Annotated in this window: 18 protein-coding genes; 13 read left to right on the top strand and 5 right to left on the bottom strand. The window is 61.0% G+C overall.

Going from position 1 to position 14,001, the window contains the following annotated elements:
- Positions 1-388: 388 nt before the first annotated feature.
- Complete coding sequence (locus tag AC0L21_RS09030; protein WP_473260347.1) at positions 389-1,369, bottom strand: LysR family transcriptional regulator; 981 nt, start codon at positions 1,367-1,369, stop codon at positions 389-391.
- Positions 1,370-1,471: 102 nt separating this feature from the next.
- On the opposite strand from AC0L21_RS09030, the gene AC0L21_RS09025 reads away from it, so the two are divergent.
- The 12 genes from AC0L21_RS09025 to AC0L21_RS08970 all read left to right on the top strand — a co-directional run bounded on the left by AC0L21_RS09025 (position 1,472) and on the right by AC0L21_RS08970 (position 10,795).
- Positions 1,472-2,416, top strand: coding sequence for a ketopantoate reductase family protein (locus tag AC0L21_RS09025; RefSeq protein WP_473260345.1), 945 nt, complete (start codon positions 1,472-1,474; stop codon positions 2,414-2,416).
- A 4-nt stretch (positions 2,417-2,420) separates the two neighbouring features.
- Positions 2,421-2,807 carry a VOC family protein gene (locus tag AC0L21_RS09020; protein ID WP_473260343.1) on the top strand — a complete coding sequence of 129 codons (387 nt, stop codon included), beginning with the start codon at positions 2,421-2,423 and terminating at the stop codon, positions 2,805-2,807.
- Positions 2,808-2,819: 12 nt separating this feature from the next.
- Complete coding sequence (locus tag AC0L21_RS09015) at positions 2,820-3,290, top strand: MaoC family dehydratase (RefSeq protein WP_473260341.1); 471 nt, start codon at positions 2,820-2,822, stop codon at positions 3,288-3,290.
- Positions 3,287-4,513, top strand: coding sequence for a CaiB/BaiF CoA transferase family protein (locus tag AC0L21_RS09010; protein WP_473260339.1), 1,227 nt, complete (start codon positions 3,287-3,289; stop codon positions 4,511-4,513). The genes AC0L21_RS09015 and AC0L21_RS09010 overlap by 4 nt, the downstream gene beginning before the upstream one ends.
- A gap of 3 nt (positions 4,514-4,516) precedes the next feature.
- Positions 4,517-5,344 (top strand): shikimate dehydrogenase, encoded by an 828-nt coding sequence (gene aroE, locus AC0L21_RS09005; protein ID WP_473260337.1) that lies wholly within the window; start codon positions 4,517-4,519, stop codon positions 5,342-5,344.
- Positions 5,345-5,359: 15 nt separating this feature from the next.
- Positions 5,360-6,214 carry a shikimate dehydrogenase gene (locus tag AC0L21_RS09000; RefSeq protein WP_473260335.1) on the top strand — a complete coding sequence of 285 codons (855 nt, stop codon included), beginning with the start codon at positions 5,360-5,362 and terminating at the stop codon, positions 6,212-6,214.
- Between the two features lie 51 nt (positions 6,215-6,265).
- Positions 6,266-6,934 (top strand): amino acid ABC transporter permease, encoded by a 669-nt coding sequence (locus tag AC0L21_RS08995; RefSeq protein ID WP_473260332.1) that lies wholly within the window; start codon positions 6,266-6,268, stop codon positions 6,932-6,934.
- A 12-nt stretch (positions 6,935-6,946) separates the two neighbouring features.
- Complete coding sequence (locus AC0L21_RS08990) at positions 6,947-7,603, top strand: amino acid ABC transporter permease (RefSeq protein ID WP_473260330.1); 657 nt, start codon at positions 6,947-6,949, stop codon at positions 7,601-7,603.
- A gap of 51 nt (positions 7,604-7,654) precedes the next feature.
- Positions 7,655-8,482, top strand: a complete 828-nt coding sequence (locus AC0L21_RS08985; RefSeq protein ID WP_473260328.1) for a transporter substrate-binding domain-containing protein — start codon at positions 7,655-7,657, stop codon at positions 8,480-8,482.
- 62 nt (positions 8,483-8,544) lie between these two features.
- Positions 8,545-9,291 carry an amino acid ABC transporter ATP-binding protein gene (locus AC0L21_RS08980; RefSeq protein WP_473260325.1) on the top strand — a complete coding sequence of 249 codons (747 nt, stop codon included), beginning with the start codon at positions 8,545-8,547 and terminating at the stop codon, positions 9,289-9,291.
- Positions 9,292-9,304: 13 nt separating this feature from the next.
- Complete coding sequence (gene aroQ, locus AC0L21_RS08975) at positions 9,305-9,754, top strand: type II 3-dehydroquinate dehydratase (protein ID WP_473260323.1); 450 nt, start codon at positions 9,305-9,307, stop codon at positions 9,752-9,754.
- Between the two features lie 6 nt (positions 9,755-9,760).
- Entirely contained in the window at positions 9,761-10,795 is a 1,035-nt protein-coding gene (locus AC0L21_RS08970; RefSeq protein WP_473260321.1) for a Gfo/Idh/MocA family protein, read from the top strand.
- Positions 10,796-11,161: 366 nt separating this feature from the next.
- Here the strand turns inward: AC0L21_RS08970 and AC0L21_RS08965 are convergent, their stop codons facing one another.
- The 4 genes from AC0L21_RS08965 to AC0L21_RS08950 all read right to left on the bottom strand — a co-directional run bounded on the left by AC0L21_RS08965 (position 11,162) and on the right by AC0L21_RS08950 (position 12,765).
- Positions 11,162-11,437 (bottom strand): hypothetical protein, encoded by a 276-nt coding sequence (locus tag AC0L21_RS08965; protein WP_085351254.1) that lies wholly within the window; start codon positions 11,435-11,437, stop codon positions 11,162-11,164.
- A 157-nt stretch (positions 11,438-11,594) separates the two neighbouring features.
- On the bottom strand, positions 11,595-11,768 hold the full coding sequence (locus tag AC0L21_RS08960; RefSeq protein WP_473260317.1) for a hypothetical protein: 174 nt from the start codon (positions 11,766-11,768) through the stop codon (positions 11,595-11,597).
- A 91-nt stretch (positions 11,769-11,859) separates the two neighbouring features.
- Positions 11,860-12,192 (bottom strand): hypothetical protein, encoded by a 333-nt coding sequence (locus tag AC0L21_RS08955; protein WP_007592996.1) that lies wholly within the window; start codon positions 12,190-12,192, stop codon positions 11,860-11,862.
- A 282-nt stretch (positions 12,193-12,474) separates the two neighbouring features.
- A complete protein-coding gene (locus AC0L21_RS08950; protein ID WP_473260315.1) occupies positions 12,475-12,765 on the bottom strand; it encodes a hypothetical protein in 291 nt (96 codons plus the stop codon).
- 318 nt (positions 12,766-13,083) lie between these two features.
- On the opposite strand from AC0L21_RS08950, the gene AC0L21_RS08945 reads away from it, so the two are divergent.
- Complete coding sequence (locus tag AC0L21_RS08945) at positions 13,084-13,602, top strand: hypothetical protein (RefSeq protein WP_473260313.1); 519 nt, start codon at positions 13,084-13,086, stop codon at positions 13,600-13,602.
- Positions 13,603-14,001: the final 399 nt, after the last annotated feature.

The raw sequence follows: 14,001 nt of genomic DNA, 5'->3' as shown, positions 1-14,001 counted from the left end.
TCCCACCAAACGGAATACTGGACGTCTCTAACTTTAGGCTAACCGGATTGCGGGAATGTTTCGATTCGGCCGTATATGCGGCAATTGATCCGAGAGACACCGCGCTGGCCGGCGGCTGAGCCCACCATCTGCTGCAGAATCAAACCGGATTGTTCGGCAGGGGTTCGATTCGCTCCCGCGCTACTACGGACCGTGATTTCATACGCCGAGCTACGATCGTCTACGATTTGGCACTCCAGATGGTAGCCCACTGAACATTCGCGTGAATTGGTCGGCAGCAACGACGCTGGGGGCAGCCTTACGTCTGCGACCAAATGCGGCGCAAAGCGGGCGTCTAGCTTCGGTCATATGGCGAGGAGGCCGAAAGCCGACCTCAGCAAGGGCTCCATTACGACTGCAAATCGCGAGGCTCTCGTTTCTTTGGTCGACCGGAACGATATAGACCCCGTACTTCCTGCTGTTGGAAAAGGTCGGCGCAGACGCCACGCAGCCATTGGCTTGCGGGGTCGTGATGGAAGCGGGCGTGCCAATATTGCTTCACCGTAAATCCGGCGATTGCCAACGGGCAGTCGAGCACGCGCAGTCCGTAATAGTGAGCCAGCGTTTCACCAATGTGCCTTGGAAGGGTGGCGATCAGGTCAGTCGTCCCGACGATTGCAGGCAATCCCAAAAAGCCGGGTAGCTCCAGCCCAACGTCTAGGACTATTTTCTGCTCCTGCAGCGCGGCGGCGAACAACTGATGCCCGGTGCCGGAGCGAATGAGGACGTGTGCCTCACGCCTGAAATCCTTTGCCGCGATGCGGTCGCGGATCCGAGCATGTTTCGCGTTCGCCAGGCAGACCCAATCCTGCGGAAACAGTGCCTGTTGGAAGTGTCCCGCGTCGAGATCCGAGATGTAGCCGAGCGCCAGATCGGCCTTGCCGGACTGCAGCATTCTTGGGGTGTCAGGGCCGATCTGTGTCGCCTCGATACGAACGCCAGGCGCAACGCGACGGACCTGAGCGAGAATGGAGGGAAGCAGCGTGACGTGACTTCCATCCGTCATGCAAATGGCGAAACGGCGTTTCGCGGTTGTCGGATCGAAGTCGCTGCGAAGCTCGGCCAGACGACGCAGCATCTCCAGCGCCTGCCTCGCGGTGCCGATCAGAGCCTCTGCGCGCGGCGTCGGCAGCATGCCGTCTGCTGACCGGACGAAGAGCGGATCGTCCAATTCCTTTCGCAGACGCGCCAGCCAGATCGAAATGGTCGGCTGACTTTGACCGAGCTTCTCGGCTGCCTTGGTGACGCTACCCGTTGCGAACAATGCGTCGAACAGCCTGAGCAGGCGCGGGTCCAGCAGGTTGGCCTCGATAGGATCCTGGTGCTTCATTGCGATTCACAATAACTGCTATAAAGATCATAATATATCTAAATATCGAGCGGCCGGCTACCGTGCTTTCAACGCAGAGAAAGGCGCGGGAGAAGCGTTCGGATGAGGATCTGCTTTATCGGAGCGGGAGCCTTGGGCTCGACCATCGGCGGTACGCTGGCGCGCGGCGGGGCCGAGGTCTGGCTGATCGATCCGTTCCAGGCTCATGTCGACGCTATCAATGTCGATGGCCTACGGTTGCTCGAAGCGGGCGCCGAGACCGTTGTGAAGGTCACTGCGTGCAGTTCCGCGACCCAGGTTGGCGTAGAGGCGGACCTCGTCATTGTCCTCGTCAAATCCTACCACACGCGGGATGCCATCCGTGCCGCGGCGCCGATCATCGGGCCGCGGACGGTCGTGATGTCGCTTCAGAACGGTCTTGGTCACGAGGACATCCTGTCGGAGGAGGTTGGTCGTGACCGGGTCATGGCGGGCAAGACTTACGTCGGCGGCGTGCTGCTCGGCCCTGGTCATGTTCGTTCCGGGGTCATCGGCAAGGAGACCATCATCGGCGAGCTTGATGGTCGCTTGACGGAACGTGCGCATCGAATTTCCGAGACTTTTAATCGTGCCGGCATCCTCACCCTGCTCAGCGACAACATTTTGGGCACGATGTGGGACAAGTTGTTCATCAACGTCGCCGGAGGAGGAATTACCGCCGTTACCGGGCTGACCTATGGCGGCCTCTATTCGCTATCGATTCTGGAAGATTGTGCGCTTGCCGCAATCTCAGAGAGCATCGCGGTTGCGCAATCTGCTGGCGTGAAGATCTCGATTACCGACCCGCGACGCGCCTGGACGATGGCATCCGCTGGCCTGCCGCCCGAGTTCAAGACGTCGATGCTGCAGAGCTTGCAGTCCGGCAATCTGACCGAAGTTGACTACATCCACGGCTCAGTCGTGCGTTGGGGCGCCAGGCTCAACGTGCCAACCCCGGTCAATTCCACCCTCGTCGCGCTGGTCAAGGGCATCGAATACGCCCGCAGCGACTATCCTGGAAAGTCCTGAGACGATGTCGTTGCCCCGCGCCTATGTCGAGCACGTCGCGATCCGTGTGCCGGACGTTGATCGTCACGTCGCCTTCTTTCGTGAGGTGCTTGGTCTCGCCATTCGCGACGAGCAACCCGCCGACGGTGCACGCCCGCGCCAGGTTTGGATGGTCGGAAGCGTGCAACTCATCGAGGATCCAAATTTCGTCGGACCTGAGGGGCGTCTCGCCCATCTCGGCATCATGGTCGACGATTACGAAGGTGTGCTCACCCGTGCTGCCGCTTGGGGCGCCAAGGCGTTGCCCGCTGGGGCGAACTGGCTCGAACTGCCGGGCGGGCTCAACGTCGAGATCTTGCAAGCCAGCGCAGGCGCTGTGGAAGGCGCCTTGGCAATCAATCCACGGGCCTAAGGAAAACGCGACATGACCGATGAGCGCTACTGGGACGATGCCAAGGTCGGTGACGAATGCGTCACGCCCTCGGTGACGGTCACCGAAGCAATGGTGAATGCCTACGCCGAACTGACGGGCGATTTCACGCCGGTCCATGTCGACGAGGAGTACGCGAAGACAACGCCATTCGGCACCCGCGTCGCGCACGGGTTGTTTGGTCTGTCGCTGGCCGACGGTTTGAAGACCCGTGCCGACTACCGCTTCCTTCCGGGAATGTCGCTGGGCTGGACGTGGGATTTCAAGCTGCCCATCAAGCTCGGCGATACCGTGCACGTGAAGTTCCGCGTTGGTTCAATGCGCGCCACGAAGCGGGACGGGTGGGGCATCGTTGTGCTGCCCTCGGAGCTGATTAATCAGCGCGGCGAAGTGGTGCAGCTCGGTGAGCATCGGCTGATGATTCCGATGCGCCTGAAGACCGGCGTCGCGGGAGAGCGCGCATGACCGCGCAAGATCTGCCGCTCAAAGGCATTCGCGTCATGGACTACAGTCATTTCCTGGCCGGCCCGTTCATGGGCCGTTGCCTCGCCGCGATGGGCGCGGAGGTCATCAAGGTGGAGCGTCCGAAGGGCGGCGACGCAGGCCGGGCTCATGGATATTTCAAGGACGGACAATCCGGCTACTTCCTGCAGCAGAATATGGGGAAGCAGGGACTTTGCATCGACCTGCGCGACGAGCGTGGTCTCGATATGATGATGAAGCTGGTCGACACAGCCGATGTTTTCATCGAGAATTACCGACCCGGCGCACTCGAACGTCTCGGGCTTGGTTACAAAGCGCTATCGGCGCGGAATCCGAAGCTGATCTATTGTTCGGTCTCCGCCTATGGTCACACCGGTCCCTATGCCGATCGTCCGGGCTTCGGCCTGATCGCAGAGGCGATGTCGGGGGCCCTGGCGCAATTGGGCAATCCTGGCGAAGCGCCGCCACTGCTGCGGATGCCGCTGGCCGACATGTATACCGGCATTCACGGGGTGGCTGCGATCAATGCGGCGCTAGTTGGCCGCGCGTCGTCCGGGCGCGGCCAACATATCGATCTGGCGCTGTACGATTGCATGGTCTCGATGCACGACTATGCGGTTCAGCGTTACTTCCTCTCCGGCGGCGCCGACCTGCCGAAGCAGACCGGCAGCGGACAGCCGGATTCGACGGTCTACGGCGTCTTTCCGGCCAAGGACGGCAATCTCGTCATTGCTGCGCAAGTCGATGATGCGTGGCGACGATTGGCGAGCTTGATTGGAGGGGACACGCTGGCGTCGGACGAGCGCTTCGCCAAGCCCGCTGCGCGGAACGCCCATTATGCTGAAGCCATGGAGATTGTGCGCAATTGGACGCTATTGCAGCCATCTCGAGATGCGTGTCTTGCGGCACTCGAGGAAGCAGGTGTGCCGTCCGCTCCCGTGCAGACCATCGAAGAGGTCGTGAATGATCCACAGGTCCACGCGCGCGGCATGCTGGTCGAACAGGAGCATCCGGTCCTCGGCAAGGTGACGCTGCCGAATCTGCCGTTCCGGTTCTCCGATTGCGACACCACGGTGCGCGCTCCGGCACCACTGCTTGGGCAGGACAATCGCCGCATCGCGGCATCGCTGGGACTGTCGGCCGAAGCCGTCGACACGATGGTGCGCGACGGCGTGCTCTACAACGAAGCTGCCGTGCAGGAGTGAGCGATGAGCGATCGTTATGCGGTGATTGGCAATCCGATCGGCTTCAGCAAGTCACCTTTCATCCATGGCAATTTCGCGAAAATGACGGGCCAGGATCTCGTCTATGAGGCGATCGAGGGGCCCATCGATGGCTTCAGCGTACGGGTGGATCAATTCCGGACGGAGGGCGCCAAGGGGCTGAACATCACCGCCCCGTTCAAGCTTGATGCCTTCGCTTACGCAAATGAGCTCTCAGAGAGCGCCAAACGCGCAGGTGCCGCAAACTGCCTGAAATTCGACGGCGATCGGATCATCGCCGAGAATTTCGACGGAATCGGCCTGGTACGCGACATCACTGCCAATCTCGGCGTCAAAATAGCCGGCCGGCGCGTCCTGATGCTCGGCGCTGGGGGAGCGGCACGAGGCGCGCTGCTGCCTTTCCTGCGCCAGCAACCGTCCGAGCTGGTTCTTGTCAATCGAACGCTGTCCAAAGCCGTGGCATTGGCCGAAGAGTCAGCCGGCTGTGGTCCCCTGATCGTGAGCGGCTACGCTGAACTGGCCGACCTTGCCGAGGGCTATGACGTCGTGGTCAACGCGACCTCTGCCAGCCTGCGAGGTGAAATGCCGCCGCTTCCGGGCAACGTCTTCCAGGGCGCGGAGCTGGCGTACGAACTCGCCTATGGCAAAGGATTGACTCCCTTTCTGCAAGCGGCCCGCGCCGAAGGCGTGGCCAAACTGGCTGACGGCGTCGGCATGCTGGTCGAGCAGGCGGCGGAAGCCTTTGTCTGGTGGCGTGGCGTCCGACCGAGCACGGCCCAGATCATCGCGCAATTGACTGTCCCATTGAGCTGACGGGCGACGCCGACAATGCATCCCAAACCCAGCTTTCTCGTCGGCCTGATCGGCAGCGGCATCTCGGCGTCTCGCACGCCGCCCATGCACGAAGCGGCCGCCGACGCCACCGGCATCCGCTATCTCTACAAGAAGATCGATCTGACCGAGTTGAACCTCGGCGTCGAAGCGTTGCCGGAATTGCTCACGGCCGCAAGGCGGATGGGCTTTGACGGATTGAACGTGACCCATCCCTGCAAGCAGGCGATCCTTCCACTGCTGGACGAGCTTTCGCCCGACGCGGAGGCGCTTGGCGCCGTGAACACCGTGGTCGTCAGGAACGGCCGAATGACCGGCCATAACACCGACTGGTTCGGCTTTGCCGAGAATTTCCGCCGCAACATGCAAGGTGCACCACTCGGTCGCGTCGTGCAATTCGGCGCAGGCGGCGCGGGCGCGGCGGTTGCTTTCGCGCTCATGAAGCTTGGCGTGCAGGAACTGATCATCATAGACGTCGACCTGGCCAAGGCGCAGAGCGTGGTCGTCGGCTTGTCCTCTCGATTTGTGAAAGGGCGCTTGAGGGTCGGCCAGGATGTCGCGGCGGCCGTGGCTGCCGCAGACGGAATTGTAAACGCGACGCCGATCGGCATGGACAAATATCCGGGAACGCCGCTGCCGCTCGCAATGCTGTGTTCCGGTCTCTGGGTCGCCGAGATCATCTACTTCCCGCTGGAGACCGCACTGCTGCGCGCGGCGCGGACTCTCGGCTGCCGCACGGTCGATGGTGGCGGCATGGCGATCTTCCAGGGCACCGAAGCATTCCGCCTGTTCACGGGCGTGTCGCCTGATCCGGACGTCTTCTTCGCGACTTTCGCATCCCTGGGAGGGTGATACCCGGCCGATGGGCGAGCGGCACGCACAACGCCCGAGAGGAAACGCAAGATGGGCTACACGCTCGATTTCTCGGTGGTTTGGCACGCAATGCCCGCGCTGCTGTGGGGATGCGTGGGGACTTTGGGTTTGGCGCTTGCTGGCATGATGCTCGCCATGATCATCGGCGTCGCGGGTGTCGCGGCCCGCGATGCGAACGCGGCCTGGTTGCGCGCCATCGTGATCGGCTTCGTCGAGATCGTGCGCAATACGCCCTTCCTGGTGCAGATCTTCTTTCTGTTCTTTGCATTGCCGCTCGTCGGGGTGAAGCTCAATCCGACCGCCACCGCCATTATCGCACTCGGTGTGAACGGAGGCGCGTACGCTATCGAGATCATCCGCGGCGGCGTGCAATCGATTCACAAAGGGCAAATCGAGGCCGGCTACGCACTCGGACTGCACAAAGGGCAGGTATTCCGTTCCATCGTACTCAAGCCCGCGCTTCGCGCGATCTATCCCTCGCTCACGGGGCAGTTCATCATGCTGACGCTGACCTCGTCGATCTGTTCGGCTGTGTCCGCCTATGAACTGACGTCGGTTGCGCAGCGCATTGAAAGCGACACATTCCGCAGCTTCGAGGTCTATTTCTTCGTCACCTTCCTCTACCTCGCGATCTCCTGGCTTCTGATGTCGGGCTTCGCAATCATCTCCCACCGCTTCTTCTCATATCCGACGCGCTGAGGAGCACAGATCATGACACCGCATTTCGGTCTTCCCGAGTTCGGCTTCCTTCTGCGTGGTCTGCAATGGACGGTGCTGCTGACGTTGGTTGCATTCGTCGGGGGCTGTACGGCCGGCCTGATCGTCGCATTGTTGCGCACCTGCGGTCGCACGACTGTGGAATGGATGGTCCGGATCTATATCGGAATCTTCCAGGGGACACCGCTGTTGCTGCAACTGTTCGTGGTGTACTACGGCTTGGCGCTCCTCGGATTGAAGCTGTCGGCATTCGTTGCGGTCGCGATCGGGTTCACCGTCAACGCCTCAGCTTTTCTGGGCGAGATCTGGCGCGGCGCAATCCAGGCCGTGCCGCGCGGTCAGAACGAAGCGGCCATGGCGCTCGGTCTGCATTATTCCTCGCGCATGCGCGACATCGTGCTGCCGCAAGCCATTCGCATCGCGCTGCCGGCGACCATCGGCTATCTCGTGCAGCTCATCAAGGGCACCTCGCTCGCTGCCATCGTCGGCTTCATCGAACTCGCCCGCGCCGGTCAAATCGTATCGAACCAGACCTACCAGCCGTTGCTCGTCTTCGGTGTGGTCGGCGCGATGTATTTCATCCTCTGCTGGCCACTCTCGTGGTGGGGCAGTCGGGTGGAGGCCAGGCTCGCCCTGGCCGGTCAAAGGTAGGTTCGGCGCACCTACTCAATCAAACACAGCCATCACCAGGAGGAGATACTCATGTTGTTTTTGCTCAATCGCCGCCATTTCGGCATTGCACTGTTGACGCTGTCGGCCATCGTTGTCGCAGGCGGCTCGCAGGCGGGCACTCTGGAGGACGTGAAGAAGAAGGGCGTCGTCGTCATCGGCATCCAGGGCGACAATCCGCCCTGGGGCTATGTCGACAGCTCAGGAAAGCAGGACGGGATCGACGCCGACATGGGGCGCGCCTTCGCTGAATATCTCGGCGTGAAGGCCGAGTTCGTCCCGCTGGCGGTGGCCAATCGTATTCCGGCGCTGACCACAGGCCGCGTAGACATTCTGTTCGCGACCATGGCCATGTTGCCCGAGCGCGCGAAGGCGGTACAATATTCCAGGCCATATGTTGCCAATGAGATTACACTTGTCGCTGCCCAGGCAACGCCGATCAACAGTAATGCCGATATGGGGAAGTACGTTATTGGCGTCCCACGCTCCTCCACGCAGGACACCCAGGTAACCAATAATGCTCCAGCGGGCGCCGAAATCCGCAGGTTTGATGACGACGCGGCCACGATCCAGGCGCTGCTCTCGGGTCAGGTGCAGGCGGTCGGCGCAAACAGTTTCTACCCGCAGCGTCTGAACGCTGCAAAGCCGGAACTTGGATTCGAGCCCAAGCTTCACTTCACCGCCTTGTACAACGGGGCCTGCACGCGCCTGCAAGAGAAGGAGTGGAACGAGACGGCAAACAAATTCATCGACGAGATCAAGTCCAATGGCAAATTGGCCGGCTTCTACGCCAAGTGGATGAAGGCGCCCGTGCCAATCTTCCCCGACTCAGTCCCCGGCGTTCCGTTCACTGTTCAATAGTCACTGCAAGCGGCCGACGCGCTGGGAGCGTTGGCCGCCGTCCGATAACGGAGGCCGAATCCATGCAGGACCAGATCCTGATCGAAATGAAGGGCGTGCAGAAATGGTACGGCGGGTACCAGGCTCTCCGCAACGTTGATCTCACTGTGCGCCGAGGCGAAAAGATCGTGCGCTGCGGTCCGTCCGGTTCGGGCAAGTCGACGCTGATCCGCTGTATCAACCGCCTGGAGGCGATCCAGCAGGGCAGTATCGTGGTGAACGGTCATCGGTTGGACGACAGCATCAAGGCCATCGACGTCGTACGTCAGGACGTCGGCATGGTCTTTCAGAGCTTCAACCTTTTTCCGCACATGACGGTCTTGCAGAACTGCATGCTCGCGCCCATTCGCGCACGCCGCATCAGCAAGGCCGAAGCGGAGGCGACCGCGCGAAAATATCTCGAGCGGGTGCGCATTGGTGAGCAGGCCGAGAAGTATCCGGCTCAACTCTCGGGCGGTCAGCAGCAACGCGTCGCGATCGCGCGTGCTCTCTGCATGCAGCCCAAGGTCATGCTGTTTGATGAACCGACCTCGGCTCTCGATCCGGAAATGGTCAAGGAAGTGCTCGACACGATGATCGGCCTCGCCAACGACGGCATGACCATGATTTGCGTCACCCATGAAATGGGTTTTGCCCGCCAGGTTGCCGACCGTGTCATCTTCATGGCTGAAGGGCAGATCATCGAAGAAAGTGTGCCCGACGCTTTCTTTCGCAATCCGCAGCACGCTCGCACCAAGCAGTTCCTTGGCGAGATCCTCGCCCATCACTGAACGGAGTTATTCCATGAGTCGTCTTGTCTACGTCCTCAACGGGCCAAATCTCAATTTGCTTGGCAAGCGCCAGCCCCACATCTATGGCCACGAGACGCTTGCGGATGTGGAGCGGGATTGTCGGGGGCTGGCCATCGAGCTCGGGCTGGAGATGCGCTTTCACCAGTCGAACAGAGAATACGAGCTGATCGACTGGATCCACGAGGCGCGCGAGACGGCTGTCGGCATCGTGATGAATCCCGCGGCTTTCACCCATACGTCGGTCGCCATCCTGGACGCCCTGAACACGTTTGACGGTACAGTGATCGAGGTGCACATTTCCAACGTGCACAAGCGCGAGGAATTCCGTCACCACTCGTTCGTCTCCAAACGAGCTGATGGGGTCATCGCCGGCTTCGGTACTCAGGGCTATCTGCTCGGCTTGCGTCGTGTGGCAAAGCTTCTTGATGAGAAGAAGGGATAGCATTGCATGAGCGCACCCGTCCGCCTGACGGTCATGGGAGCAGGTCTCATCGGTAAGCGACACATTGAACACATTCTCGCGCGGCCGGAAGCGGTGCTGTCGTCGATCGTCGATCCGACGCCGGCGGCGCGAGAGTTGGCGGTTTCGCTGAACGTGAACTGGTTTCCGTCCTTTCAGGACTTGCTCTCCGAAGATCGGCCAGACGGGGTGGTTGTCGCCACGCCTAATCAGGTGCACGTGGCCAACGGCATGGAATGTATCGCTGCGGGCATCCCGGCGCTGATCGAGAAGCCGTTAGCGGATGATATCGTGGCGGCACAGACGTTGGTCGAAGCCTCCGAGCGGGCGGGCGTGCCGCTGCTAACCGGCCACCACCGCCGCCACAACCCGATGATCCAGCGCGCCAAGGCGGAGATCGACAGCGGCAGGCTCGGCCAGATCGTATCGGTGCATGGCATGTTCTGGCTGATCAAGCCGGACGATTATTTTGAGGTGTCCTGGCGCCGCGAGAAAGGGGCGGGGCCCATTTTCCTGAACCTCATCCACGATGTCGACCTGTTGCGGTATCTGTGCGGGGATATCGTCGCGGTACAGGCTGCCAAATCCAATCAGCTGCGTGGAAATGCGGTCGAAGAGACCGCGGTGATCATCCTGCACTTCGCTTCCGGCGCGCTGGGAACGGTCAATGTCTCCGATACCATCCAGTCGCCTTGGAGCTGGGAATTCACCACCGGAGAGAATCCGGCCTATAGCCATACGCTGGAGACCTGCTACCAGATCGGCGGCACCAGGGCATCGCTGGCGATTCCGCAACTCGATCTGTGGCATCACCCGAGCAAGGCCAGCTGGTGGACGCCGATCGAGCCCGAGCAACTGAAGTACGAGAAGGAAGACCCGCTTGGTCTGCAAATCGCAAATTTCTGTGGGGTTATCCGCGGTACGGCCGAGCCTGTGGTGAGCGGGCGCGAAGGGCTCAAAACCCTCAAAGTAATCGGCGCAATAAAGCGCGCAGCGGAAACCGGAGATCTCGTGTCGTTTTGATACCGGAGAGCACAGGCGTCTCAGCCGCGAGGTTTGGCACAGAAAACAGCGACGTTTGGCGGACTATCAAGGTGCCGCTGATGGCAATGCAACGAAGCACTATGATGTTTCGACGAATGCCCATTTTCGGCCGGATATGCCCAGCGATGCGACCAGTAAGTTATTGATTGTTCTCTACCCGTCGCTATCTCTAAATCAACGGGTCCCAGGTTCGAGCCTGGTGCGCCCACCATTGCAAGAATCGGTGCTTTCCTGATCTGGGCTCGTCGTGCGCTATTCGCCTCTATCCGACGCTCGACCTGAACAGCACATCCTGCAAGATCATCCTCCTGCAGGATGCGGTGCTCAAACTGGCAACAACAGCCATCAGCGGCAGACGTAGCTACCATTGACCAGAACGCGGACGCACGCCGTGCCGACCGCGGCCGCACCAACTGCCGCGCCGCCCACGACCGCACGCCTGGTGGTGCGCCGTGCAACGCCGGCCACTGACACGGGTGTCAAGGGGCGTCCGACCCGTGCTTCTGCCCGGCCGAGCGAGAGCGAAAGGCCTTCGTCGGCCGACCAGTCGATTGAGCCGGACACGCCGAGGGCGATCACGGCACCTGCGAGTGATAATCTTGTGAGCATGCCACGCTTCATGATGGTCTCCGTCCTGTGAGAGTGAATTTGGATCGCTCCATGGTTCACTGCGCGGACCATTGATCAATGTCAAGGAATCGCAAGAAAACGACGCAGCTGCTAAGCGCGGGCAACACGCGAAGACGCTTCCAGCAGAATGGGAGCGGGAGCGACAGCTTTACTTCTGCACGCAGAGTGGTCTCAGCGTCTCGTCGCTGCTGCGCGCTTTCGCGTATTCCATCAGCGCCGTCCGGGCTGCTTCGCAACGCTCCGCGCTTGAAAACTCTTGTGTCGATATGACGGCGCCATTCGCGACGCCGAGCCAGCTGACGACGACCAGAACATAGGTCATGGTATCCTCCCCCTCAGCCGTCGATCTCCTGAGCGCAGATTGGCGCGAGAGGCGGCTTAATGAGCGCCGCCCATCGCGCCATCATCAAGCTCTATTGGCACACATACATGATGCCATCGCCGCCCTTCACCAGCGAGCCTGGGACGCACCCGATGCCGTTGCGCGCCGCATAGTCGGTCCAGCCGCTATAGCCGTAGCTCCACGGTCCGCCGAAGTAATAGGCTCGCACGGCGTACCAGGGCAGACCCTCGTTGGTGTAGTAGTGTCCGCGATAATAGGGAGTGACGTACAACCTCGTCGCCGCTTGCGCCTTGTCGAGCCCCAGCGAAACTCCACCTTGGTCGGTCCAGCCGATGGACAGCGTCGTGCCACATACGAGCGCGGCGACGGCAACGGCAATCTTCCTTGCGCTTATCGACTTCATGGACGTTCTCCAAAAATGAACTTCAACGCCACAATACCAACGCAGCACCGGGGCGGCGGCTTGCTTTAGATCAAGGGATTCAAACAAATCGCATCCGCTTCGTCTTCGAGTTTGCCGGATCAAGTTCGAATCAAGTTAAGTGAATCCGGATGACGACGCTCTGCCGTCCGATATGTGCATCGCGCGGGGACGCATCGGAAGCGCGCTGTCACGTGGGATCTCGGCCCCTCTCTCCACTGGAGCCAGGTATGTAATCGAGCGAACGCTTCTCGCGGGAATGCGTCATGCAGTCGGCGACAAGCTCCGAGACGGCATGATGCCTCTTGATCCGCTCTTCATCATCTCTGCCGGTTCGTTCGTGGGCTCGTGTTGCGCCTCGATCAATCTGGTGAACGCGAAGAACAGTCGGGCGGTGATGCCACCTTTCAATCGGTGCTCATCATGAAGCCTCTCGGCCGCCAAGCGTGACCAGCTTCTTGCCTCGGCCATCCAGACGGTTTGGTTTGCCGGATCCTGCCTTGCAAGCCTCCGACAAAGGGCCGCGCGCGAACTCAGCTCGAATTGACTCATCATCGGCCCTCCCTGCCAGAAGCTCGATGTACGCGGTGAGAATTCTGCGTTGCGTGCCACACCTCTGCAATTGCCCTTCCGGTCATTGTACCAAGGGGCAGGTCACAGCCACTGACCAAGCCGTGCGATACGACGCGAGGCGGTGTTGCGAAAAATCAATTCGTTGATCTGGCTCAAGCGACGCCGCGTTCGGACACGGTGAACATTGGCCTGCTGCAGCTTGCGTGGCGCTTACCAGTGAAGCGCCGCCCATGCCGCGGCAAGTGCTCACCAGGGGCGTCGCGGCGGAAGCAACGGCGGCTCGATTTAGGCAGCCGTGCCATGCAGGTTGCATTGCTTCGCCAATTCTGCCGCCGTGGCCCGTTGCTTGCCAGACGAAGATCTGCGGCGGCAATGGCGCCGACAATGCCCATCTCACGATATCTGTTCTATGTCGGCAGTACGTTGCTCGCGATGCTCTTCCTTGTGGACGCACTGGTGCCGGATCGGCCTGCCATCCACGGTGGAGCCGCGCGCTCCGCGACCATCCGCATCCATTCCGATTGGAAATTGCCCGAGCGGGTCGTTCTCGACACTAGCGTGCCGACGTTTGTCGCAACCGACATCGCCAGGGTCGAGCCTGGTGCCCTGCCGGGCGCCGACGTCTCACAGAGGCGCGCGCGCGAGGCCTTTGCTCAGCTAGGAGCAGCCGATGCTGAACGACCGCCAGCGCGTCCGTCGACAAAGGCTGATGTGAAGCCGCAGCGTCAAAACAAAAGTGCGAGGAGGCACATCGAGAAAAATATCCGGCTCGTCGCGCGGCCGCCGCAGTACGGCTGGTTTGGCAACCAGGTTTGGTGAGCGTCTCCGATCGTCGCATCTTTGGAGGGGGGCGCCCGCCATCGACACTATCAATGAGTGCACGTCGGGGCATTGCCCAATCAAAACGTCCTTCAAGATCGGGAGTAACTGACATGAGTGAAACGTCAAGGTCTGACGGAATCGATCGTCGCGGGGCTCTTTCATTGCTCGGTTGGGCCGCTGTATTCGGATTGGCGGCATCCGGCACGGTGCTGTTAGGAACAGAAGTGTCGGCGCAGACGATCGGCATGGAGCGACGCCAGGAGAGGCGGGGAGCCCGCCACGAACGGCGTCAGGAACGGCGCACGGGCCGGACTGAACGCCGCCAGGAAAGGCGTACAGGGCGCACGGAGCGCCGTGAAGAGCGGCGCAACTAGGACGCCGACATGATCTCACCGA

Source organism: Bradyrhizobium sp. WSM4873 (genome assembly GCF_055811355.1).
This window is presented reverse-complemented; position numbering and strand designations above follow the sequence as displayed.